At 71.5% G+C, this 23,077-nt stretch carries 20 protein-coding genes and 1 tRNA gene; 16 read left to right on the forward strand and 5 right to left on the reverse strand.

Annotated features, from left to right (window positions below; all coding sequences use genetic code 11):
• Positions 1-2 precede the first annotated feature (2 nt).
• Complete coding sequence (locus BLV05_RS06695) at positions 3-674, reverse strand: DedA family protein (protein ID WP_046766845.1); 672 nt, start codon at positions 672-674, stop codon at positions 3-5.
• Between the two features lie 152 nt (positions 675-826).
• Between BLV05_RS06695 and tmk the strand changes: the two genes are divergently transcribed.
• The 5 genes from tmk (at position 827) to BLV05_RS06710 (ending at position 6,536) form a co-directional block, all read left to right on the forward strand.
• Positions 827-1,453 (forward strand): dTMP kinase, encoded by a 627-nt coding sequence (gene tmk, locus BLV05_RS06700; RefSeq protein ID WP_046766844.1) that lies wholly within the window; start codon positions 827-829, stop codon positions 1,451-1,453.
• Entirely contained in the window at positions 1,450-2,607 is a 1,158-nt protein-coding gene (locus BLV05_RS06705; protein ID WP_046766843.1) for a DNA polymerase III subunit delta', read from the forward strand. The genes tmk and BLV05_RS06705 overlap by 4 nt, the downstream gene beginning before the upstream one ends.
• A gap of 103 nt (positions 2,608-2,710) precedes the next feature.
• Positions 2,711-3,952, forward strand: coding sequence for an integrase (locus BLV05_RS35615; protein WP_152690567.1), 1,242 nt, complete (start codon positions 2,711-2,713; stop codon positions 3,950-3,952).
• A 75-nt stretch (positions 3,953-4,027) separates the two neighbouring features.
• Entirely contained in the window at positions 4,028-4,342 is a 315-nt protein-coding gene (locus tag BLV05_RS35620) for a hypothetical protein (RefSeq protein ID WP_152690566.1), read from the forward strand.
• 139 nt (positions 4,343-4,481) lie between these two features.
• Positions 4,482-6,536, forward strand: coding sequence for a choice-of-anchor I family protein (locus BLV05_RS06710; RefSeq protein ID WP_152690565.1), 2,055 nt, complete (start codon positions 4,482-4,484; stop codon positions 6,534-6,536).
• A gap of 390 nt (positions 6,537-6,926) precedes the next feature.
• Here the strand turns inward: BLV05_RS06710 and BLV05_RS06715 are convergent, their stop codons facing one another.
• Complete coding sequence (locus tag BLV05_RS06715) at positions 6,927-8,333, reverse strand: IS1380 family transposase (RefSeq protein WP_172860593.1); 1,407 nt, start codon at positions 8,331-8,333, stop codon at positions 6,927-6,929.
• Between the two features lie 139 nt (positions 8,334-8,472).
• Between BLV05_RS06715 and BLV05_RS06720 the strand changes: the two genes are divergently transcribed.
• The 5 genes from BLV05_RS06720 (at position 8,473) to fxlM (ending at position 13,655) form a co-directional block, all read left to right on the forward strand.
• Positions 8,473-9,366: a PSP1 domain-containing protein gene (locus BLV05_RS06720; RefSeq protein WP_082155091.1), complete on the forward strand. Its 894-nt coding sequence runs from the start codon at positions 8,473-8,475 to the stop codon at positions 9,364-9,366.
• Positions 9,363-10,973 (forward strand): alpha/beta hydrolase, encoded by a 1,611-nt coding sequence (locus BLV05_RS06725; RefSeq protein ID WP_046767766.1) that lies wholly within the window; start codon positions 9,363-9,365, stop codon positions 10,971-10,973. Before BLV05_RS06720 ends, BLV05_RS06725 begins: the two co-directional genes overlap by 4 nt.
• Positions 10,974-11,003: 30 nt before the next feature.
• Positions 11,004-12,239: a L,D-transpeptidase gene (locus tag BLV05_RS06730; protein WP_046767767.1), complete on the forward strand. Its 1,236-nt coding sequence runs from the start codon at positions 11,004-11,006 to the stop codon at positions 12,237-12,239.
• Positions 12,240-12,317: 78 nt separating this feature from the next.
• Positions 12,318-12,393: transfer RNA gene (locus tag BLV05_RS06735), tRNA-Thr, on the forward strand.
• 65 nt (positions 12,394-12,458) lie between these two features.
• Positions 12,459-13,655: a methyltransferase, FxLD system gene (gene fxlM, locus BLV05_RS06740; RefSeq protein ID WP_046767768.1), complete on the forward strand. Its 1,197-nt coding sequence runs from the start codon at positions 12,459-12,461 to the stop codon at positions 13,653-13,655.
• Positions 13,656-13,761: 106 nt separating this feature from the next.
• Here the strand turns inward: fxlM and BLV05_RS06745 are convergent, their stop codons facing one another.
• Positions 13,762-13,968 carry a hypothetical protein gene (locus BLV05_RS06745; protein ID WP_046767769.1) on the reverse strand — a complete coding sequence of 69 codons (207 nt, stop codon included), beginning with the start codon at positions 13,966-13,968 and terminating at the stop codon, positions 13,762-13,764.
• Between the two features lie 62 nt (positions 13,969-14,030).
• Between BLV05_RS06745 and BLV05_RS06750 the strand changes: the two genes are divergently transcribed.
• Positions 14,031-14,303, forward strand: coding sequence for a helix-turn-helix domain-containing protein (locus BLV05_RS06750; protein ID WP_046767770.1), 273 nt, complete (start codon positions 14,031-14,033; stop codon positions 14,301-14,303).
• On the opposite strand, the gene BLV05_RS06755 is transcribed toward BLV05_RS06750, so the two are convergent.
• A complete protein-coding gene (locus BLV05_RS06755; RefSeq protein ID WP_046767771.1) occupies positions 14,296-15,945 on the reverse strand; it encodes an ABC transporter ATP-binding protein in 1,650 nt (549 codons plus the stop codon). The genes BLV05_RS06750 and BLV05_RS06755 overlap by 8 nt on opposite strands.
• Positions 15,942-16,925, reverse strand: a complete 984-nt coding sequence (locus tag BLV05_RS06760; RefSeq protein ID WP_046767956.1) for an Lrp/AsnC family transcriptional regulator — start codon at positions 16,923-16,925, stop codon at positions 15,942-15,944. Before BLV05_RS06760 ends, BLV05_RS06755 begins: the two co-directional genes overlap by 4 nt.
• A 139-nt stretch (positions 16,926-17,064) precedes the next feature.
• On the opposite strand from BLV05_RS06760, the gene BLV05_RS06765 reads away from it, so the two are divergent.
• From BLV05_RS06765 to BLV05_RS06785, 5 genes are all read left to right on the forward strand, one after another.
• Positions 17,065-18,276, forward strand: a complete 1,212-nt coding sequence (locus BLV05_RS06765; RefSeq protein ID WP_046767772.1) for a dipeptidase — start codon at positions 17,065-17,067, stop codon at positions 18,274-18,276.
• Positions 18,273-19,883, forward strand: a complete 1,611-nt coding sequence (locus tag BLV05_RS06770; protein WP_046767773.1) for an ABC transporter substrate-binding protein — start codon at positions 18,273-18,275, stop codon at positions 19,881-19,883. Before BLV05_RS06765 ends, BLV05_RS06770 begins: the two co-directional genes overlap by 4 nt.
• Positions 19,884-20,050: 167 nt before the next feature.
• Positions 20,051-21,013 (forward strand): ABC transporter permease, encoded by a 963-nt coding sequence (locus BLV05_RS06775; RefSeq protein ID WP_046767774.1) that lies wholly within the window; start codon positions 20,051-20,053, stop codon positions 21,011-21,013.
• Positions 21,010-21,897, forward strand: coding sequence for an ABC transporter permease (locus BLV05_RS06780; protein WP_046767775.1), 888 nt, complete (start codon positions 21,010-21,012; stop codon positions 21,895-21,897). The genes BLV05_RS06775 and BLV05_RS06780 overlap by 4 nt, the downstream gene beginning before the upstream one ends.
• Positions 21,894-23,069 (forward strand): M24 family metallopeptidase, encoded by a 1,176-nt coding sequence (locus tag BLV05_RS06785; protein ID WP_046767776.1) that lies wholly within the window; start codon positions 21,894-21,896, stop codon positions 23,067-23,069. Before BLV05_RS06780 ends, BLV05_RS06785 begins: the two co-directional genes overlap by 4 nt.
• Positions 23,070-23,077 lie beyond the last annotated feature (8 nt).

Genomic DNA, 23,077 nt, shown 5'->3' on the forward strand with positions numbered 1-23,077 from the left:
GCTCAGGCCGCCAGCCGGGCGCGCGCCGACCGTGACGGCGCCGGCTCCTCGCGGTCGGACGACTCCGCCGCCCGGGCCCGCTCGGTCATGCGGCGCCGCGTCCTGATGATGGTGTGCGTCGCGCCCGCCCAGACACCCACCAGCACACCGACGGCGACGCCGATGGCCACCTGCAGCCACAGCGGCGCGTCGGTGACCGAGCCGGTGACGTAGCCGAGCCCGACCGCCCAGCTGGACCAGAGCAGCCCGGCGGCGAACGCGATGACCGCGAACCGCCGCGACCGCATGCCGGCCACCCCCGCGGCCGCGGCTGCCGCCGTCCGCCCCAGCGGGATGAACCGGGTGGCGATGATGGCCGCCGCGCTGGTGGACCCCATGCGTTCGTGCGCCTCGGTGATCTTCCCCTTGAGCCGCCGGCCCAGCCGGAACCGTTCCAGCGCACCGGGCAACGCCCGCCGGCTCAGGCCGTGGACCGTGAGATCGCCCGCCAGCGCGCCGAGCGTCGCCGCGACGATGGCCCAGACGATGTTCAGGTGGCCGGCGGCGGCGAGCGCGCCGGAGGAGATCACCGCGACCTCGCCGGGCACCGCCGGGATGACCGCGTCGACGGCCACGAGCGCCGCCATGACGAGATAGGCGAGCGCGGGTACAGCCACGAACGACACCAGGTCCATGGACTCCACCCTGAATTCCTACCGCAGCTTCGGCAATGGTGTGGCCCGGAACTCAGGGATCTCTCAGGGTCGGCGTCAGGGAGAGAGGTAGGGCTGCCCCCAGTCCGTGGGCGTTCGCCCGCGTTGTCGGTGTCATTCACTACGCTGACAGCGTGACCGGACCGCGAGGGCTGTTCGTCGCCTTCGAGGGCGGCGACGGCGTCGGCAAGACCACCCAGCAGGCGCTGCTGGCCGAACACCTGCGCGCCCGGGGCCGCGATGTGGTCGTCACCCGCGAGCCGGGCGACTCCCGCATCGGTCCGCAGGTGCGCGCCATCGTGCTCGACGGCGGCGAGCTCGACCCACGCGCCGAGGCGCTGCTGTTCGCCGCCGACCGCGCCGACCACGTCGCGCACGTCGTCCGGCCGGCCCTCGACCGCGGCGCCGTCGTGCTCGTCGACCGCTACATCGACTCCTCGGTCACGTACCAGGGCGAGGGCCGCGGGCTGGGCCGCGAGCAGATCGCCGCCATCTCCCGGTTCGCCACGCAGGGCCTGCTGCCCGACCTCACCGTCGTGCTCGACCTCGACGAGTCGGCCCGGGCCGAGCGGGTGCGCCGGCAGGGCTACGTCGACCGCATCGAACGCGAGCCCGACCACCTGCACGAGCGGGTCCGGCGGGCGTTCCTCGAGCTGGCCGCCGCCGCGCCCGAGCGATACGTCGTCGTCGACGCCGGCCGGCCGCCCGAAGAGGTCGCCGCCGACATCGCCGTCGCGGTCGAGAAGGTGATGAAGGCATGACCGTCTGGGACACCGTCGTCGGGCAGACCATGGTGCCCGCGCTGCAGCGCACCGTCGCCGACGCCGCCGCGTACCTCGACGGCGGGCCGCGCGGCGCCATGACGCACGCCTGGCTGTTCACCGGCCCGCCGGGGTCCGGCCGGTCCGTCGTCGCCCGGGCGTTCGCGGCAGCGCTGCAGTGCCCCAACGGCGGCTGCGGCCAGTGCTCCGAGTGCGCCGACGTGCGCGCCCGCACCCATCCCGACGTCGCCTCGCTGGTCACCCAGGGTCTGAACATCCGCATCAGCCAGGTCCGCGAGCTGGTGCCGCGGGCGGCGCTGCGCCCGGCCCGCGGCCGCTGGCAGGTCATCGTCGTCGAGGACGCCGATCGCCTCGGCGAGGACGCCGCCGACGCCCTGCTGCTGTCGGTCGAAGAGCCGCCCCCGCGCACGGTGTGGATGCTGTGCGCGCCCACGGCCGAGGACATCGTGCCCACCATCCGGTCGCGCTGCCGGGTGGTGAACCTGCGCACCCCGCCGTACGCCGACGTCGCCCAGCACCTGGTCGCCACCGCCGGCGTCGAGCAGGAGCTGGCCGAGTTCGCCGCCCGCGCCTCCCAGGGCCACGTCGGCCGGGCCCGCGCCCTGGCCACCGACGCCGACGTCCGCGCCCGCCGCGCCGAGGTGCTGCGGCTGCCGTTCGACCTCGCCGACATCCGCCAGTGCCTCGACGCCGCCGCCAACCTCGTCGAGGCGGCCAAGGCCGACGCCGAGAAGCACTGCGACGCCCTCGACGAACGCGAGGTCGAGGAGCTGCGCAAGGCGCTCGGCGCCGGCAGCACCGGCCGCAAGCCGCGCAACATGGAGGCCGCGGTCAAGGAGCTGGAGCGCGAGCAGAAGCTGCGCCGCACCCGGGTCCAGCGCGACTCCATCGACCGCGCTCTGGTCGACGTCCTCGCGCTCTACCGCGACGTCATCATGCTGCAGCTGGGCGTGCGCACCGAGCTGGTCAACGAGGAGATGCGCCCGTCCATCGACCGGCTGGCCCGCGCCGGCGGCCCGGCGGCTACCCTGCGCCGCATGGAGGCCGTCGTCGCCGCGCGTGAGGCGCTGCAGGCCAACGCGCTGCCGCTGCTCCAGCTCGAGTCCATGGCGCTGGCGCTGCGCGAGGGCTGACTGTGATCCGACCTGGCCGGAGAAAGAAAGCGGGGAGCGGCCCTATCGGGCGGCTCCCCTGCTTAAGACTTCACGCTTGCGCGCTGAGTTGAGGTTAGCACCTGTGAACGACCACCTGCACGGCTTGGACACCTTGCTGGTTGCGGACGCCTTCAGCCAGCACGTGGTAGCGCGGCTCCTGGACTTCTTCGCTGACACCAGCCCTTGGCCACGCCGGCTGTGGGAAGTGGGTAGCGTGCTCGCCCTCCGCGAGGGCGCAGAGGCTGGCACCTGGCTTCAGTCTCGTGTGCTCTCGCAGAGCGCCGTGAGCTGGTACCTCCGCGCGTTGGAGCGACAGCTCGGTCCAGACAAGGGCTTGGGCGACTCGCGGCTACGCAAACTCCTGACAGAGTTGCTCCGATCGGGCCTGGCGCCCGATAGTCGGGAGAGGCGACAGCTAATCCAGCTGATCCCGGCCATCACCGACGGATATTTGGATCGCTGGGCGGCGGCGGCAGACTCGGCTGCACGACCGTCGCCAGAGCGACTAGCCTGTGCGATTGCCGCCCACCTGCTGGATCTCGGCCACAGCTCCGGTCAGTTGCACCGATGGGCGAGGGCTGTGAATGCTGAGCCGGACGCGACACTAAGGGATGTGTTCGACGGCGCAGTCAAGCTGGCCGCGCGGCCGGATGCCGACTATGAAGTCGTTGTCCCCTTCCTGTCTGTGCCCGACCATCAGCAGCTTGCTTCGGGACTGCCTGAATGGCGGCCGCCCGAAGCTGCGGCCACCTGGTTTCGCGAGAACGGGGTCGAAGCACCGCCACGACACAATGGCGCCTTCGTCTATTCGCTGAAGGCAAAGGACCCTGTCGGCGCCGCTCGAGCGGCGGGCTCGCGCGTGCAACGACTGGAAGCTAGGCGTTCCTACGCGCGAGGCTCGAAGAAGAGCCTTGTGCCGGTCGGTCACGTTTGGATCCGGGGCGAGCATGAACCTCTTCCTCTCAATCCGCCAGAGCGTGGGGCCAAGGTGCTGTCCCTTGAGAGTGAGAAAACCATGTACGCAGTCGTGCATGGGGATCAGCTCGACGAGGCACTGGAACTCGCCGCGCCGCTCAACGGTGGTCCAGCGGCGTCGGCGGTCTCAGGCGCATGGGCCGCCATCGAGTCGTTGCTCTACCACCCTGGGGATGAAGCCGACAAGGAACAGGGCCGCGCCGTCGCGGCAGACCGGCTGGCAGCCATCGTCGCCTGTTCGTGGCCGCGAGCAGAACTCACTGCACTCTCCTACAGACATTCGCCAACCGCGCCGGACGAGCTTCTGCGGGAATTAGGCGCGTGTGAGAGCAATAGACAGCGCAGCTAGGTGGTAGCGAATGCGCTGGCAAGCACGGGTTCACCCGTTCTCTCGTCGCCGAGCGATGTTGCAGCAGCCGAACGTATGAGAACCGCGCTGAACGCACCGCGCACTCAGCTGAATGATGTCAAGTGCATCTTTGAGGGAGTCTTCCGGCGGCTGTACCGGCAACGAAACATCGTCGTGCACGGAGGAAACACAGTCGCGATTGCGCTGGATTCAGCTCTTCGGACATCGGCGCCGCTCATCGGCGCCGGTCTTGACCGCGTGGTGCACGCGCAGCTCATCGGTGAACTGTCGCCCCTCGATCTTGCTGCACGCGCGGAGAACTCATTGTCCCTGGCCGGCGATGTTCTCGGGCCCAGCCTCACGGACATGCTTGAGACGCCTGGCTCGTAGCTTGAGGGCTGCCACGGCAGCCACCTAACGGCACATGCTCCCGTTCACCGTCCGGACGCCTTCCGGCCACCCGGGTCCCCTAGCGTCTGCGCGGTTGACTGCCCATTCGCGCTGAATCTTTGATCAAGGGGGGCCACAGGTGACCCGACTGCGTCCATCGCACGTCCGTGCCGCCACCGCCGCGACGGCGGGCCTGGCACTGACCGGGGCGTTCGCGCTGCCGGCGGCCGCGGGCATCGTCGATGAGCCGATCTCGCACTCCGCGCCCGACGCGAGCCTCGAGCTCGCGCCGATCGGCACCTACGAGACCGGCATCTTCGACGAGGGCGCGTCGGAGATCGTCGGCTACGACGCCGGCTCGAAGCGCCTGTTCGTCATCAACGCCGCGCAGGCGCTGGTCGAGGTGCTCGACGCCGCCGACCCGGCCGCGCCGGTCAAGCTGTTCGACCTGCCGACCGCGGGCGTCGAGTCCGCCGACGGCACCACGGTGCCGGCCGAGGCCGTCGCCAACTCCGTCGACGTCCGCGCCGACGGCCTGGGCGCCGTTGCCGTCGAGGCGCCGGAGAAGACCGACAACGGCTGGGTGGTGTTCTTCGACGCCCGCAGCGAGGACGGGACGGCGCTCGGCGCGGTCCGCGTCGGCGCGCTGCCGGACATGCTGACGTTCTCGCCGGACGGCTCCCTGCTGGTCGCGAACGAGGGCGAGCCGGCCGAGGACTACTCCGCCGACCCCGAGGGCTCGGTTTCGCTGGTCGCGCTGAGCGACGCGGTCGAGGCGCCGTCGGACCAAGCAGCTGTCGAGACGGCCGACTTCCACGAGTTCGAGGAGGGCGGCTCGAAGCCGCTGCCCGAGGGCGTGCGCATCTACGGCGGCCGCGAGGACGCCGGCACCGGCACCCCCGAGTTCCCGGTCTCGGAGAACCTGGAGCCTGAGTACATCACCGTCGTCGGCGACAACGCCTACGTCACGCTGCAGGAGGCCAACGCGCTCGCCGTCGTCGACCTCGAGACCGCGCAGGTCGCCGAGATCCACGCGCTGGGCACCAAGGACCACGCCGCGGCGGGCAACGAGCTGGACCCGTCTGACGAGGACGGCGGCATCGCGCTCGGCAGCTGGCCGGTGCGGGGCATGTACCAGCCCGACGCCATCGGCAGCTACACCGCAGGCGGCGAGCCGTACCTCGTCACCGCGAACGAGGGCGACACCCGCGACTGGGAGGGCTACAGCGAGGTCGCGCGCGTCAAGGACCTCGGCGAGGACGGCCTGGCGCCGGTGTGCGAGGACCTCGCCGAGCTGACCGCCGACGAGGCGCTCGGCCGGCTCAACGTCACCACCGCCGACGGGCTGGCCGAGGACGGCAGCTGCTACGAGACGCTGTACTCCAACGGCGGCCGGTCGTTCTCGATCTGGAACACCGGTGGTGAGCTGGTCTTCGACTCCGGCGCGCGGTTCGAGGAGCTGACGGCCGAGGCGGTGCCCGAGTTCTTCAACTCCAACCACTCCGAGTCGAACCTCGAGGGCCGCAGCGACGACAAGGGCCCCGAGCCCGAGGGCCTCGCCATCGGCGCGGTCGGCGAGCGCACCTACGCGTTCGTCGGCTTCGAGCGCATCGGCGGTGTCGTCGTCTTCGACATCACCGCGCCCGACGCGGTCGAGTTCGTCACCTACCTCAACAACCGCAACTTCGCCGTCTCCGTCGAGGACGGCGGCGCGCTGGCCGACGCCGGCGACCTCGGCCCCGAGGGCCTGGAGTTCATCGCCGCCGACGCGTCGCCGATTCCCGGCACCGCGCTGCTGGCGGTCGGCAACGAGGTGTCCGGCTCGACCACGTTCTACCGCATCGACGAGACCGACGACGGCAACGGCGGTGACGAGGACGGCTCCGAGGACGGGTCGGAGGATGGCTCCGAGGACGGTTCGGAGGACGGTTCGGACGAGTCGGGTTCCGACGAGAGCGGCTCGGACGAGTCCGGTTCGGACGAGGCTGGGACCGACGACGGCGGTGCCGACGAGGGCGGCGCCGACGAAGGTGGCGCCGACGACGGCACGGGCGACGACGGTGCGGACGAGTCCGGCGCCGACGGCGACGAACTGCCCGACACCGGCACCGGCGCGACGATGCTGACGCTCACCGCCGGCGTCCTCCTGGTGGCCGGCGCCGCCGGCTACGCGATCCGCCGCCGGACCACCTGACGCTCAGCACCCTGCTCCAACCGTGGGCCAGCCCCACCCACAGAAGTTGATCATGGAGAAGGTCGGCTCCAGCCGCGCTCCAGAGCCGCCTTTCTCCATGATCAACGGGGCGTCGGGGGCCGGTTTCAGGCGACCGGGAGCCCAGGAGTGCTGCGCGGCGTGCGCCGCCGGACACTGGCGATCATCCTGGACGGCCTGAGGCCACGCGGCGGCGATGCCGTCCCAGGCGGTCCGACACCTTAGCCTCGATCCGTGGAAGGGCTATCGGGTGATCTTCGCTCCTGACTGTTGATCTTGATCGGGGTCGTGGGCAGGGCTGGTCGGCTGGTCTGCCCAGCTCTTCCACGTGTCGGTGTCCGGTCGGGGCCCGGTGCGGGCGGTGGTCGACGGTCAGGCCGCCGCGGCGGGTGGCCCGGTGGCGAGCACGTGGTTCCAGAGGCGGGTCCACTGCTGGGCCCAGGGCCAGTGCGTGGGCAGGTGCAACACGCGGCGGCGTTGCGGGCGGGCCAGCCGGGCGGGCACGGTGACGATCTGTCGGCGCAGTGTCGCGCCGCGCGCGACGGCATGCCGCGGACTGGTCAGGGTGCCGGCGGCGCGGAGCAGGTTGTGGGTCATCGCGGCGCAGGTCGCCCAGGCGGCGTTCGCGGCGAACCGGCCAGACGGCAGGTGGGCCAGCGGCCCGTCGATGAGGTCGGCGAACACGGTCTCGATGATCGCGTGCGCGCGGTGGGTGATGTCCGCGTCGGCGGTCGGTTCGGTGTTGTCGGTGAAGAACGGGTGGTGCCGCCAGACCGGGAACAGTTCATCGGTCTTGGCGCGGTCGCGGACCCGGCGCACGATCAGCCGGGCGGTGACCTGGTGCTTCTTGGCCTTGGAGCCGAACGCGGTGAACGGTACTTCGGCGACGTGGGCGTCGGAGATCAACTGCCCGGTGTCCGGGTCGACGACCGCGCCGGGGTAGTGCACCGGTGTCCACGCGTCGGCGGGGATGGTCGCGATCGCCCTGCTCACCGCACGGTTCTTGGTCAGCGCCACGGAGAACCGGGCCCCCGCCCTCACGCAGGCGCCGACGACGACGCTGTTGCCGTAGGCCGAATCACCGCGGACCAGGATCTCACCCGCCGCGCCGGCGGCGCGGGCGGTCCGGATCGCCTCGGCGACCATCGTCGCCGCGCCCTTCCCGGAACCGGCCCGCCCGGCCCGTAGCCGGATCCCGGCCACCACCGGCGCACCGTGCTCGGTACTGATGCTGGTGGCCAGCGGCGACAGGCCCTTGCGGAGCACCTGCCGCCCGGCGATCTTGGTGTGCCCGAAGCTGGCGCCCTGCTTGGCGTGCCCGTAGACCGGGCGCAGCAGCGAATCGATGTCGACGAACGCCCGAGTCCCGATCCCGGGCAACAGCCCCGTCGTCGTGACGAGGCCGACCAGATGCGCCCGCGCGACCGAGGCCAACTGCAGGGCATGGCCATGGGTGAACTCCCGCAGGAACTGCCCCAGCGTGGCCGGCGCATACACGCCGCCGAACAACCGGCCCATCCCGCCGGAACGGACCACGTCCAGATCGTCGATGCAGTCCGCGCCGGCAGCCATCCCCGCCACGATCGAGGTGATCTTGCCCGCCGGGTTCACGCCGGCCGACTTCACCCTCACCGAGCCGACCGCGACCTTGGACGAGATCAGCTCGGACAGGCCAGCCTGCTCGGCCAAGGCCATCACCGGCACCAGCCCCGCGCACGACACGAGATTCTCGTCATCGAACCTCGGCATCGCCTTCGACCAGACGTGAGATAGTCGCACCGAGAGTGCCTTCCGCAGCAGTGGCGATCAGGACCTAGACAATCCAGATCCTCCCTGCACAGAAGGCACTTTCTTCGTCACCACACCGAACGACCAGCCAGCCAGTCCACGGATCGAGGCTTAGGGTGGACGCGTGGGCATGGTGATGGCGGTGGCCTTCACCCGGTACGGGAGGCTCTACTACCTCGACCCGGGTGAGCACACTCCGCGCGTCGGCGACAAGGTCCTCGTCCCGACCGACGACGGCCCCGAGGTCGCCGAGTGCGTCTGGGCGCCCCAATGGGTCAGCGAGGACATCGGTGGCCTGCCCGTATGCGAGGGGCCGGCGAACGAGCGGCACCTGCAGCGCGAAGAGCGCAACCGCCGCCGCCGGGCCGAGATCCGCGTGGCCGCGCGCCGGCTGATCCGCCACCACGAGCTGCCGATGAAGATCGTCGGCGTCGACTACGTCGACACCCGCCCCGACGTCGACCAGCTGGTCACCATCTACTTCAGCGCGCCGCACCGGGTCGACTTCCGCGAGCTGGTGCGCGACCTTGCCCGCACCCTGCGGGCCCGCATCGACCTGCGTCAGCTCGGCGCCCGCGACGAAGCCCGCGTGCAGGGCGGCATCGGGCCGTGCGGCCGCGACACCTGCTGCTCGACGTTCCTCACCGACTTCGAGCCGGTCAGCATCCGCATGGCGAAGGACCAGGACCTCCCGCTCAACCCGCTGAAGATCTCCGGGGCGTGCGGGCGGCTGATGTGCTGCCTCAAGTACGAGCACCCGCTCTACCAGGACTTCAAGCGCAGTGTGCCGACCGTCGGCTGCGACGTCACCACCGACGACGGCGTCGAGGGCACGGTCGTCGCGTACAACGTCCCGGCCGAGACGGTGTACGTCCGCGACCGTGAGACCGGCCGGCGGGTCGCCTGCCCGAAGGCCAGCGTCTGCGGGTCGCGGCAGGCCTATGAGGGCGCGGTGGCCCAGGGCGCCCGCCGCACGCCCGACGTCGAGGACGACGAGTACGAGGACGACGGGGAGAACCTGTGAGACTGCGCGTCCTGGCCGGGCTGGCGGTCGCCGCCGCCGTGGCCGCCGCGGGCTGCTCGGCCGAGCCCGAGGATCGCGGCAGCCAGCCGGCCGACGTGCCGGACCGGTCGACGCCGGCGGCCGACGCCACTGTGGGGATCGACCCCGCGCTCGCGGAGTTTTACACGCAGGAGCTCGAGTGGCGCGACTGCGGCGAGGGCTACCAGTGCACGACGGCCACCGTCCCGATCGACTACGCCGAGCCCGGCGGCGACACCCTCGAGCTGGCGCTGCTGCGGGCACCGGCGACGGGCGACGAGCGGCTCGGCTCGCTGCTGGTCAACCCGGGCGGGCCGGGCGCGTCCGGCGTCGAGTATGCGCAGCTGGCCGGTTCCGTCGTCACCGAGCAGGTGCGTGAGCGCTACGACATCGTCGGCTTCGACCCGCGCGGCGTCGCCGAGTCCACCCCGATCGACTGCGTCGACGACGCCGACCTCGACGACTACCTCGCCGCCGACCCGACCCCAGACGACGACGCCGAGATCGTCGAGATGGAGGAGTCGGTCCAGGACCTCGCCGCCGGCTGCGCCGCCCGCTCCGGCGACCTCGTCCCGCACGTCGGCACCGCCGACGTCGCCCGCGACCTCGACGTGCTGCGCGCGGCGCTCGGCGACGAGAAGCTCAACTACCTGGGCAAGTCGTACGGGACGTTCATCGGCGCGCTCTACGCCGACCAGTTCCCCGACCGCGTCGGCCGGCTGGTCCTCGACGGCGCCATCGACCCGACGCTGTCCGGCGACGACCTCGGCCTCGGCCAGGCGCGTGGCTTCGAGCGGGCGCTCTCGACCTTCCTGACCTGGTGCTTCGACCAGGACAACTGTGCGCTCGGCGCGTCCGAGGACGACGCTCGCGCCACCCTGGCCGGGCTGCTGCAGCAGGCCGACCAGGAGCCGCTGGCCACCGACGACGAGAACCGGCCGCTGACCGAGTCGCTGGCGTTCTACGGCATCATCCTGCCGCTGTACCTCACCGCCGACGAGGGCTACGAGCCGCTCAACGAGGCGCTCGACCTCGCGCTCACCGAGGACGACGGCACGCTGCTCATGACGTTCGCCGACCTCTACCTCGAGCGCAACAGCGACGGCACGTACAACGGCAACGCCAACGAGGTCATCAGTGTCGTGAACTGCATGGACCACCCCGAGTCCGCCACCGCCGAGCAGGCGCGCGCCGGGCTGGCCGAGTTCACCGAGGCGTCGCAGGTGTTCGGGCCGTTCCTCGCCTGGGGCGGGCTCGGCTGTTCGGCGCTGGCCGCCGGCCTGGCCGAGGCCGGCGCCGGTGGGGGCGACGACCCCACCGCCACGCCGAGCGCGAGCCCGTCACCGCACCCGCCGGTCACCGCGCCGGGCGCCGACCCGATCCTCGTCGTCGGCACCACCGGTGACCCCGCCACCCCGTACGAGTGGGCGCAGGCGCTGGCCGAGCAGCTCTCGTCCGGCGCGCTGCTCACCTACGACTCCACCGTGCACACCGCCTATCTCGCGGGCAGCGACTGCATCGACGACGCCGTCGACGCATACCTGCTGGCCGGGACGGTGCCGGACGATGGCACCAGTTGCACTTCGTGAATCACGGCGAAGTATGCGGATAATGGAACGATGCGCCTGCGTCCGACGCTCTACCGGGTTGCGCTCGTCCTGAGCGCGGCGGTGCTGCTGACCTCCTGCAGCGGCTCCGACGACTCCGGGTCCGGAGGCGACGGCGCCACCGCCCAGCCCGAGGGTCCCAAGGCGCAGCGGGTTCCGTTGCGCCTCGACGGCGTCACCGACGAGGTGGCGTTCGGCGAGCCGCTGGCGTTGACCGTCCCCCGCGGCCAGATCGACTCCGTCGAGGTCGCGCCCGAGGGCGGCGAACCGGTCGAGGGCGCGGTCGGCGACGACGGCAGTAGCTGGCAGAGCGCGGCGCCGCTCGAGCCCGGCGCCGCCTACGCCGTCACCGTCGTCGCGTCCGACCGGCTCGGCATGGAGCACACGCTCACCGACTCGTTCGCGGTCGCCGGCGTGCCCGATGGCAACCGGCTCACGCTGAGCATGCAGCCCACCGACGGCGCCGTCGTGGGCGTCGGCGCACCCATCACCGTCCGGTTCGACCAGGAGGTCACCGAGCGCGAGAACGTCGAGCAGGCCCTGCACGTCGCGTCGAACCCGCAGGTCGAGGGGTCGTGGCACTGGGTGAGCGCTCAGGAGGTGCATTTCCGGCCCCAGGAGTACTGGCCGTCGGGCACCCAGGTGCGGCTGGACATCGACCTCAACGGCGTCCAAGCCGGCGACGACCTCTGGGGCGGGCGCTCCTACGACCTCGACTTCACCGTCGGCAAGTCCCAGATCGCCACCGTCGACGCCGCCACCCACACCGTCACCTACAACGTCGACGGCACCCCCGCGGCCACCTGGGACACCAGCCTCGGCGCGCCCGAGTTCGCCACCCGCAACGGCACCTACATCGTGCTGGAGAAGTTCGAGACGCGGCAGATGACGTCGTGCAACGCGAACATCACCTGCGATCCCGCCAGCTCCGACTACTACGACCTCGAGGTGCCGAACTCCGTCCGCCTCACCTGGAGCGGGACGTTCGTCCACTCGGCGTCGTGGTCGGAAGGGTCGCAGGGCACGGAGAACGTGTCGCACGGGTGCATCAACCTCAGCGAGGCCAACGGCGCCACGTTCTTCCAGCTGGCCCAGTACGGCGACATCGTCACCGTCGCCAACTCCACCCGCGGCCCCGAGGACCTCATCGACCGCGGCGACCCCGGCATGGCCGACTGGAACCTCGCCTGGGACCAGTACGTCGCCGGCTCCGCCACCGGCGCGTCCATCACCACCGACGCCCTCTGAGCTGCCGTCCGGCCCGATTGGGTTCCGGGGCGGTGGACGCCCTATACTCGTGCACCGTGCCCGGTTCGCCGGGCACGCGCCGCCTTAGCTCAGTCGGTAGAGCGATTCACTCGTAATGAATAGGTCGTCGGTTCGATTCCGACAGGCGGCTCCACACCCCATCCCGGCCGGTCAGCCTCATGCTGACCGGCCGCTGTCGTTCACGGAGGTGCTTGGTCCGTGTCGTGCGAGTCGGTCGAGCGGCGGGCCGCCCTGGTGGCGGCGTTGCAGGAGAAGGGCGCTATCCGCAGCGAGCGGGTGGCCGCCGCCGTTGCCGCGGTGCCCCGGCACCTCTTCGCCCCAGAGGCGTCCCTCGCCGCCGCTTATGCGGACGACATCGTGGTCACGAAGCGCGACCCACGGGGAGCTGCGACGAGTTCGGTGTCGGCGCCGTGGCTGCAGGCGCTGATGCTCGAGCAGGCCGGCATCGAGCCCGGCATGCGGTGCCTCGAGATCGGCTCGGGCGGCTACAACGCGGCGCTGATGGCCGAGCTCGCGGGGCCGGACGGCTGCGTCACCAGCATCGACATCGACGCCGATATCGTCGCGCGGGCCCGGCGTCACCTGGCGGCGGCCGGTACAAAACGGGTCCGGGTGGTCGTCGGCGACGCCGAGGCCGGGGTGCCGGAGGACGCGCCGTTCGACCGCATCGTGGTCACCGTCGGGGCCTGGGACGTGCCGCCGGCCTGGGTCGCCCAGCTGACCATGACCGGCCGGATCGTCGTGCCGCTGCTGCTGCACGGCCACACCAGGACGGCCGCCTTCGACCGCGCCGGCGACACGCTGGTGAGCCGGTCGCACGAGCTGTGCGGCTTCGTCGCTATGCAGGGTCTGGGCGCCCGGCCGGACCGCGTCGTGCCGCTCGGCCCCGACGTCGAGCTCCGCTTCGACGACAACGTGCCGGTCGAGGCCGACGGAGTGCGCGCGGCGCTGCGCGGGCCACGTGCCGAGCGGTGGTCCGGCATCACCGTCGATCCCCAGGAACCGTTCGACGGCCTCCAGCTGTGGCTGGCCACCCAAGCCACGAGCTTCGGCCAGCTCTGCTCGACGCGCACCGACGCCGCCCGCGCGCTGGTCGATCCGGCCACACCACCGCGCACCCCGGCCGTCGTCGACGGCGGCAGCCTGGCCTACCACGCGCTCCGGCGCGTCGACCCGGCCACGGGGCGACACGAGTTCGGCGCGTACGGCCACGGCCCGGCGGCCGTCCCGCTGGCCGAGCGGATGGTCGAGCTGATCCAGGCGTGGGACCGCGAGCACCGGAACGGGCGGCCGCCGGTGATCTGCGTCCAGCCGGCCGGAACGCCCGTCGACCGGCTGCGGCCCGGCCGCGTCCTGCGCAAGCGGCACACCGTGGTCACGGTCGACTGGCGGTGACCTCCCGCTCACCCTGCCGACGCTCGGCCCGGACCTGGCGAGCCGGCTGGTAGACGCCACCGGGGCCCTCCACGTTGCGGTGGTCCGTAGTGGTCGGAAATGATGACTATGAGGAGTCCGCATCCGCCGGCCTGATGGTCGAGCCGGCGATGCGCAGGCCGTAGTGATCGATGACGTGGGTGTCGTGGTAATGGCGTTTGGCGTGGTCACGGGCGGCGTCTTCGGCGGTGGTGTACCGCGAGAACTCGCGGCCGGTCCACGGGCAGGTGGGGCAACGGGCGCGGTATCGGGCCGGGGTGTTCGGCGGAGCCACAGCCGCACGATATATCGACAGCTAAACTTTGGCTATTCGATCATCGAAGGTCGGATGGGCGGGTGGTCGACAGCCGGGCTCCTGAGTACGAGCGGCTGTACGCCACACTCCGGCAGCTGCGAATGGAGCGCGGTCTCACGCAGGCCGAACTCGGCCAGCGCCTCGGGCTCACCCAGCGCAAGGTGTCGCTGTTCGAGTCCGGCGACCGGCGCATCGACGTCGTCGAGCTGGCCCGGTACGCGCGGGCCCTCCAATTCGGGCTGACGGAACTCCTGGACCGAGCCGAGCTCGACTACCCCGTGGCCGAGGAGTTCACGACCGACGAGCTCACGTGAGCGCCGCGCCCTGCTCGCGTGACGCCCGCCGCCGGCGCTGTTCGACCGGGTCGGGGACGGGCGCGGCGGCCAGCAACCGCCGGGTGTAGTCGTCGGCCGGTGCCGACAGGACGTCGGCGCTGCTGCCCTGTTCGACGATCTTCCCGCGGTGCATGACAGCGATTCGGTCGGCCAGCAGCTCCACGACGGCGAGGTCGTGGCTGATGAACAGGCACGAGAAGCCGAGCCGCGTCTGCAGGTCCATCAGCAGCTCGAGCACCCGCGCCTGCACGGACACGTCCAGCGCGCTGGTCGGCTCGTCGGCCACCAGCAGGACGGGCTCGAGGGCGATGGCCCGGGCGATGCCGACCCGCTGCCGCTGGCCGCCGGAGAGCTCGTGCGGGTAGCGGTTGCGCCACGCCGACGGCAGCTCGACCCCGTCCAGCAGCGACGTCACCCGTTGCGCGACCTCGGCGCGCGGCCGGCCGTCCAGACGCAACGGCTCGCCGATGCTGTCGCCGATCGTGTAGCGGGGGTTCAGCGACGACGCCGGGTCCTGGAAGACCATGCCGACGGTGCGCCGCAGCGCGCGCAGCTGCCCACGCGACGCCTTGGTGACGTCCTGGCCGTCGACGACGACGCGGCCGGCGGCCGCCCGCAGCAGGCCGACCACGCAGCGTCCGATCGTCGACTTGCCCGAACCGGACTCGCCGACCAGGCCGAGCACCTGCCCGCGCGGGATCGTCAGCGACACCCCGTCGACGGCGCGGAAGGCGGGCCGGCCGAGCCCGCCGGGATACTCGACGACGACGTCCCGCAGCTCGAGCGCGGCGCCCGCGACGTCGTCACGAGCGGCCGACGGACGGACGTCCTGCCGTCCCAGGTACGGCACCGCGGCCAGCAGGTCGCGGGTGTACTCCTGGACCGGCTGCGCGAACAGCTGCTCGACCGGCGCCTCCTCGACGATCTCGCCGGCCCGCATGACGACGACCCGGTCGGCGATGTCGGCCACCACGCCCATGTCGTGCGTGATGAGCAGGATCGCCGAGTCGAGACGGTCGCGCAGGCTGCGCAGCAGGGTGAGGATCTCGGCCTGGACGGTGACGTCGAGCGCGGTCGTCGGCTCGTCGGCGATGAGGACGGCCGGGTCGCACGAGATGGCCATCGCGATCATCGCCCGCTGCCGCTGCCCGCCGGAGAGCTGGTGCGGGTAGTACCCGAACCGCTGCTCCGGGTCGGGCAGCCCGACCAGCGCGAGCAGTTCGACGGCCCGGGTCCGCGCGGCCCGGCGGCTGAGGTCGGTGTGCAGCCGGAGCGCTTCGACGATCTGGGCGCCGACGGTGAAGACGGGGTTGAGCGCGGTCATCGGGTCCTGGAACACCATGGGGACGTCCTGGCCGCGCAGCCGCCGCAGCGTCGGCCCGTCGGGCGTGGTGACGTCGCGGCCGCCGACCTCGATGCGCCCGGTACGGACGGCTGTCGGCGGCAGGAGGTCCAGGACGGACAGCGCGCTGACGCTCTTGCCGGAGCCGGACTCGCCGACCAGCGCGAGGATCTCGCCGGGCCGGACCTCGATGGTGACGTCGCGGGCGGCGGTCGTGGTGCCGTCGCCGGTGCGGAACTCGACACCGAGTCGGTGGATCGCGAGCGCGGGCGTGGTCACAGGGCGCCCCCTTCCACGAGGGTGAAGGCGCGCTTGACGGTGATCAGCTCGAGGCCGATCTCGACCCGGCGGATGCCGGGCAGCTCGCCGAGCACGCGGGTGTTGAACGTCAACAGGTCGTCGTGGTGCCTGAGGACGACTTCGCAGGTCAGGTCGCTGTAGCCGGCCGTGGAGGAGAGGTAGCGCACCTCCGGCCGCTCGCCCAGCGCCTTGGCGGTCTCGTCGAGGTGGCGCAGGTCGACGGCGAGCCAGTAGAACACCTCGACGCCGTAGCCGAGCAGCTCGGGCCGCACGATCGTGGTGTAGCGGACCCGTCCGTCGTGGGTCAGCGTGTCGAGCCGGCGCTTCACCATCGACTCGCTCATGTCGAGCCTGACGGCCAGCTCGGCGAAGCTCAGCCGGGCGTCCTCGGCGAGCAGCCCGACGAGGGCGCGGTCGCGGTCGTCGAGCGGCTTGGGGTCGCGCTGCTCGATCGGCCCGCGCTCGGACTCGAGCGTCGCGATGGCCTCCGGCGCCAGGGTGCCGTGCGCCCACACGTTGGCCACCTTGTGCTGGGCGATGACGGTCTCGGTGACCGTCGACAGGATGCCGTCGACCTGCTCGATCTCCTCGAACAGCACCCGGGCCAGCGCGCGCTGCGACGGCACGATCAGCTCGACGATGAGGTCGAACGTCCCGGTGATGAGCGCCGCGAATCGCACGTCGGGCCGGGCGGCCAGCTCGGCGGCGACCCGCGGCGCCTGGCCGACCCGGCAGGTGACCTGAACGAGGACGGGGTAGCCGAGGACGCTGCGCAGCGGGTCGGCGGACGCGACGACCCGGACCAGGCCGGAGCCGAACAGTCGCTGCGCCCGGCGGGCGGCCGTGGTGTCGGACGTGCCGACGGCGCGGGCGATCTGCTGCCACGTCGCCCGTCCGTGCGTCTGCAGCGCGGCGACGACGCGCCGGTCGAGGTCGTCGAGCACGGTCTCGTCCGTCATGGCCGCCATGGTAACGGACCACGCGCCGAAATCCACCGTGCAACGTGAACGTAACGCCGATGTCCGTCGCAATGCTTGCGACAAATGCCGAGATCTGCCATCGTCGAACGCGTTCATGAAGGATTCCGGGAGGTCTGCCGTGCTCGAACCGGCTCAGCGATACGACGGGTACCGCTCGTACAGCTACTTGCGTGAAGGCGTCGACTACAAGGCGTTCGACCTGGCGCCCGACCTCGGCCGGGTGCCGGAGTACGGCGGGCTGGAGCTGTCCGACGCCCAGCGGGAGCGGGTGACCGGGCTGCTGGCCGACAGCGTGGTCGTCTCCACCCACGAGCACCCGACGATGTTCCCCGAGGACATCACCGAGACCATCGACTACAACCGGCATGGCCGCCACCGCACCGGGTACGAGGGCCTGGCGCGGTCCGGCCTCACCGCGGTCATCGACAACTTCATGGACGGCACGGCCTGCGTCACCAGCCACGCCGGCTGGAAGTGGACCGACATCATCGCCGACCTCGGCATGCGCTTCTCCGACCTCGCGCACCAGGACTTCGTCATCAAGGCCGAGACGCTGGCCGACATCCGGCTGGCGCACGAGACCGGCCGCATCGCGCTGATCGCCGGGCTGGAGGCGTCCACCCCGATCGAGAACGAGCTGGACCGCCTCGACATCCTCTACGGCTTCGGCGTCCGGCAGCTCGGCATCGCCTACAGCGAGGCCAACACGCTCGGCAGCGGGCTGAAGGAGCGCCGCGACGGCGGGCTCACCGCGTTCGGGCGCAAGGCCGTGGAGCGCATGAACAAGCTCGGCATCGTCGTCGACGTGTCGCACTCCGGCGACGTCACCTCGCTGGAGGTGATCGAGCACTCGACCAAGCCGATCATCATCACCCACGCCGGTGCCCGCGCCGTCTGGCCGACCAACCGGATGAAGCCCGACGATGTCATCCGGGCCTGCGCGGAGCGGGGCGGGGTCATCGGGCTGGAGGCGGCGCCGCACACGACGCTGTCGCCGCAGCACCCGCGCCACAGCCTCGAGTCGGTGATGGACCACTTCGTGTACTGCGTCGACCTGGTCGGCATCGAGCACGTCGGGTTCGGGCCGGACACGCTGTTCGGCGACCACGTGGGGCTGCACAAGCTGTTCTCCGGTCACCTCTCGCTCGGCGAGGCCCACGGGTCGGTCGAGTACGACGAGGTCGAGTACGTCGACGGCCTGGAGAACCCGGCCGAGTGCTTCTGGAACATCGTCGGCTGGCTGGTCCAGCACGACTACTCCGACGACGAGATCCGTGCCGTCATCGGCGGCAACGCCATGCGTGTCATCGAGGAGGTCTGGGAGAGATGAGCACAACGCGCGCTCTGGGCCGGCGCGTCGCGCTGGGCGCGGCGCTGGCCCTCACTCTGGCGGCCTGCGTGCCGTCCGAGCCCGACGGCGGGTCGGACGACGCGTCCGACGACGCGAGCGATGCCGGCGGAGGCGGTGGCGAGCTGTCCATCGGCACCACCGCGGACGTCGTCAACTTCAACCCGCTGGTCGGCAACAGCCGCACCGACACGTGGGTCACGAACCTCATGTACCCGGCGATGATGACCCTCGACGACGAGGGTGCCAAGGTGCCGGCGCTGGCGACGGAGTGGGGCTACGGCGACGACGGCCTGACCGCGTGGATCGAGCTCCGCGACGACATGGAGTGGTCCGACGGCGAGCCGCTCACTGCCGAGGACGTCATCTTCACGATCGACGCGATCAAGGCCGAGCAGCTGGGTACCGTCGCCGGCATGATCGGCGCGTACGAGTCCGCCACGGCCGCGTCGGACACCCGCATCGAGTTCACCCTGAGCCGGCCGGACGGCGCGTTCCTCAACAGCATCGGGTTCTGGATGCCGATCGTCCCGGAGCACGTCTTCGGGCAGGCGCCGGCGGTGGGCGACTTCGCCAACGACTCCGACTGGGTGTCGGCCGGCCCGTTCGTCCTCACCCAGGTCGAGCGCGGCCAGCGCTACGTGCTGGAGGCCGTCGACAGCTACCCGCTGGCCGACGGCGGCCGGGCCGCGCTCGACCGCGTCGTGTTCCGCGTCTACCCCGACGTGAACACCGAGGTCCTGGCGCTGCGCTCGGGCGAGATCGACCTCATCGGCAACGCGCTGCCGCCGTCGGTGGCCCGCGACGTCTCCGGCGACGACGAGCTGCAGACGTTCAGCGTCCCGTCGCTGGGCTGGGCGCACATGCAGTACAACATGCGCCGTCCGCCGCTGGACCAGGTGGAGGTTCGCCAGGCGCTCGCGCACGCCGTCGACTACGAGGCGATCCGCCAGGTGGTGCTGGGCGGCAACGCGGTGTCGTCCAACTCCAGTGTCCTGACGCCGACGTTCAGTCAGTGGGTCGACGACACGGCCGAGGAGTACGCCTACGACCCGGACCTGTCCCGCGACCTGCTGGCCCAGGCCGGCGTCGAGGGCCTCGAGCTGGAGATGATCTACGACGCCGGTGACCCGAACATCTCGTCGTGGGCGGAGCTGGTGCGCGACCAGGCGGCCGAGGCCGGCATCACGATCACGCTGTCCGGGCTGGAGCGCAACACCTACCTGGCCCGCACCAACGAGCGCGACTTCGACATCTACGCGGGGTCGTGGGCGATCATCGACGAGCCGCAGTCCAACTTCAACCTGCTGTTCGCGCCGGAGGGCTTCATCAACTACGCCGGCGTGAACGACCCGGAGATCGACCGGCTGCTGGTGGAGTCGTCGTCGGCGCTGACGGTCGAGGACGCGCGCGGCCCGCTGCAGGAGCTGGCCCGCATCGTCACCGACCAGGTCTACGACAACGTGATGTACGTCGAGCAGTTCACCTTCGCGGCGTCGAACGAGTGGACCGGCTTCCAGCCCAAGCCCAGCGAGCTGCTCTCGGTGGTCAACCCGCAGTCGCTGGCGTCGGTGCGGGCGGCGGACTAGGGGGGTCTGATGGATATTGGCGGATGCGGGCGGCGTCCAGGCGTCGGTCCAGCAAGGCGGAGGAGGAGGTCGATGCGGTGCCATCGGGCGACGACGACAACGCAGCTGGTCGGCGTCTGGGCGTCGATCCGCGCCGCCGAAGATCCATCAGACGCCCCCTAGCGCGGATGGCCCTGCTCCGGTTCACCTCGCTGCGGGTGCTGCGCGGCCTGCTCACGCTCTGGTTCGCCGTCAGCGTCACGTTCTTCCTGGTGCGGCTGCTGCCGGGCGACCCGGCGCTGGCCATCGCGAGCCCGACGATGAGCGAGGACCAGCGCCAGCAGATCCTCACCGACTTCGGTCTCGACCGGCCGCTCGCGGTGCAGTACGTGACGTATCTCGGTGAGCTGTTGCAGGGCAATCTCGGCGTGTCGTTCCGGCAGTCCGTCCCGGTCGCGGACGTGCTGCTGGAACGGCTGCCGTGGACGCTCATCCTGACCGGCAGCGCGCTGGTGGTGACGCTGCTCATCGGGCTGCCGCTGGGGGTGCTGGCGGCGACGCACCCCGGCGGCGCCCTGGACCGCGCCATCCAGATCGGCGGCGTCGTCGGGCAGTCGCTGTTCGTGCCGACGGTGGGCATCTTCCTGCTGTACACGTTCGGGCTGTGGCTCGGCTGGTTCCCGATCGGCGGCGCCATCGACGACGACGTCTACGGGCTGGAGGCGTACGCGAGCATGCTGCGGCACCTCGTGCTGCCGTGCCTTAGCCTGGTGGTGCTGCAGATCGGCGCCTACGTGCTCACGCTGCGGACGAACCTCATCGACGCGCTCGGCGAGGAGTACTGCACGGTGGCCCGAGCCAAGGGCGCGCCGGAGCGGCGGGTGGTCTGGAAGCACGCCCTGCGCAACGCGCTGCTGCCCACGACGACGCTGGTCGGGCTGCAGCTCGGCTTCCTGGTGGGCGGCGCCGTGCTGACCGAGACGATCTTCGCCTATCCCGGCGTCGGGCGGGCGATCTACGAGTCGGTCGGCCAGCTCGACTTCCCGGTGCTGCAGGGCGCGTTCGTCCTGCTGGCGGCCGCGGTCGTGGTGGCGAACCTGCTGACGGACATCGCCTACGGCCTGCTCGACCCACGGGTGCGTACGGCATGAGCGGCCTGAGCGAAGAGCTGACGACGGCCGCGGCGGAGCCGACGCCGGCCAGCCGCACGTGGCGGGCGTTCCGGCGCAACCCGCTCGGCCTGGTCGCGGCCGGACTGCTGGCCCTGCTGGTGCTGGTCGCGCTGGCCGCCCCGCTGATCGCCGACTACCCGCGCGGCTACGGCGAGGACATGCTCGTCGGGCCGTCGGCGGAACACTGGTTCGGCACCGACCATCTCGGCCGCGACATCTTCGCCCAGGTCATCTGGGGGACGCGGACGAGCATGGCGGTCGGCCTCGGCGCCTCGGCGCTGGCCATCGTGCTCGGCGTGGCGGTCGGTGTCGGCGGCGCGTACTTCAAGCGCCTGGACGGCGTGCTCGGCCTGTTCGTCGACGTCATGCTGTCGCTGCCGGTGCTGCCGCTGATGATCCTGGTGGCGGCGCTGGCCGGGCCGAGCGTCACGACGCTGGTCGTGGTCATCGCGCTGTTCTCCTGGCCCGAGGTGGCCCGCGTGGTCCGCTCGCAGGCGCTGCCGATCGTGACGCTGTCCTACGTCGACGCCGCGCACGTCATGGGGGCGCCGAACCGCTGGGTGCTGCTGCGGCACGTGCTGCCGGCGGTGTCGCCGGTCATCGCGGTGTCGGTGGTGGTGACGGCGTCGCGTGCGGTGCTGAGCGAGGCAGGCCTCGCGTTCCTCGGTCTGGGCGACCCGTCCAGCTGGTCGTGGGGGACGATCCTCTACAACGCCCAGCGCTCCGGCGCGCTCAGCTCCTCCTGGTGGACGGCGTTCTTCCCGTCGCTGGCCATCCTGCTGCTGGTCGTCGCGGCCACCCTCGTCGCGCTGGCCTACAACGACGCCCGCAACCCGCGGACCCGACAGGACGGAGCCCGATGACCTTCTCCCAGCGGCTGCCCGCCGCGTTCTACCGCGACGTCCACGCCCGGCTGCGGGCGCGCCTGGAGACCGCCGGGCTGGACGCCGTCGTCGTCGACGACTGGCACGACGTCGCCTACCTGACCGGCTTCTTCCACCACCCGAACGAGCGGCCGGCCGTGGTCTGGGCCGGCCGCGACCGCGTCGTCCTGCTGGTACCGGAGCTGGAGCGCGAGCACGCGCTGGCGCAGGGCTCGGCCGTCGACGAGCTGGTGGCGTTCGAGGAGTTCCCCGGTGTCGACAGCCCGTTCGCCGCGCTGGCGAAGGCGGTGCCGCCGCGCGGTGTGTGGGGGCACTCGCCGGCGCTGTCGACCGGCCGGCTGGCTCAGCTGGAGACGGTGTTCGCGGACGTGAGCTGGCAGATGTCGTCGCTGGTCGACGAGTTGCGGCTGGTGAAGCAGCCGGAGGAGGTCGAGCTGCATCGGCAGGCCGGCCGGCTCGGCGACGTCATGCTGGCGGCCGGCGTGGACCTGATCGCGGCCGCCGTCGCCAGCGGTGAGCTGCCGACCGAGGCCGAGCTGGCCGACCACGTCGTCCGGGCCGGCGCCCGGTGGATGTACGAGACGCACTCCGACGTCGTCGTGGTGCCGATGCTGACCGGCGGGCTCGTCTACGGCGGCGCCAACTCCGCCTACCCGCACGGGCTGCCGTCGTCGTACCGGTTGCGCGCGGGTGACACGTTCATCCTGTCGCTGGGCGGCGCCGTCGGCGGCCGGTACGCCGAGAGCGAGCGGACGTTCTTCCTCGGCGAGCCGACCGAGCAGCAGACCGCCTACTTCGCCGCCGATCACCGGGCGCAGGAGGTCGGCACGCAGGCGCTGCGGCCCGGCGCCCGCTGCCAGGACGTCAACCGGGCCTGCCTCGACGTCATCCGCGACGCCGGCTACGGCGAATATCTGCGGCACCGTCAGGGGCACGGGATCGGCCTGGACTTCCACGAGCCGCCGTGGCTGTCCGACGGCGACGACACCGAGCTGGCGCCCGGCATGGTCGTCTCCAGCGAGCCCGGCATCTACGTGCCCGGTCACGCCGGCTACCGCATCTCCGACACCGTGCTGGTCACCGAGCAGGGGCCGGAGCGGCTGACCGCCTACCCGCGCGACCTCGACGACGTCGTCATCGATCTCCCCTAGGAGGAGAG

The sequence above is a fragment of the Jiangella alkaliphila genome, assembly GCF_900105925.1.
Classification (GTDB): domain Bacteria; phylum Actinomycetota; class Actinomycetes; order Jiangellales; family Jiangellaceae; genus Jiangella; species Jiangella alkaliphila.

Bases quoted from the DNA above. Each gene is read 5' to 3' on its own strand.
- BLV05_RS06785 (WP_046767776.1), top strand. From the start codon at position 21,894: ATGACCTTCTCCCAGCGGCTGCCCGCCGCGTTCTACCGCGACGTCCAC.
- BLV05_RS06695 (WP_046766845.1), bottom strand. From the start codon at position 674: ATGGACCTGGTGTCGTTCGTGGCTGTACCCGCGCTCGCCTATCTCGTC.
- BLV05_RS06730 (WP_046767767.1), top strand. From the start codon at position 11,004: ATGCGCCTGCGTCCGACGCTCTACCGGGTTGCGCTCGTCCTGAGCGCG.
- BLV05_RS06775 (WP_046767774.1), top strand. From the start codon at position 20,051: ATGGCCCTGCTCCGGTTCACCTCGCTGCGGGTGCTGCGCGGCCTGCTC.
- BLV05_RS35620 (WP_152690566.1), top strand. From the start codon at position 4,028: ATGAGAACCGCGCTGAACGCACCGCGCACTCAGCTGAATGATGTCAAG.
- BLV05_RS06780 (WP_046767775.1), top strand. From the start codon at position 21,010: ATGAGCGGCCTGAGCGAAGAGCTGACGACGGCCGCGGCGGAGCCGACG.
- BLV05_RS06760 (WP_046767956.1), bottom strand. From the start codon at position 16,925: ATGACGGACGAGACCGTGCTCGACGACCTCGACCGGCGCGTCGTCGCC.
- BLV05_RS06770 (WP_046767773.1), top strand. From the start codon at position 18,273: ATGAGCACAACGCGCGCTCTGGGCCGGCGCGTCGCGCTGGGCGCGGCG.
- BLV05_RS06720 (WP_082155091.1), top strand. From the start codon at position 8,473: ATGGTGATGGCGGTGGCCTTCACCCGGTACGGGAGGCTCTACTACCTC.
- BLV05_RS06705 (WP_046766843.1), top strand. From the start codon at position 1,450: ATGACCGTCTGGGACACCGTCGTCGGGCAGACCATGGTGCCCGCGCTG.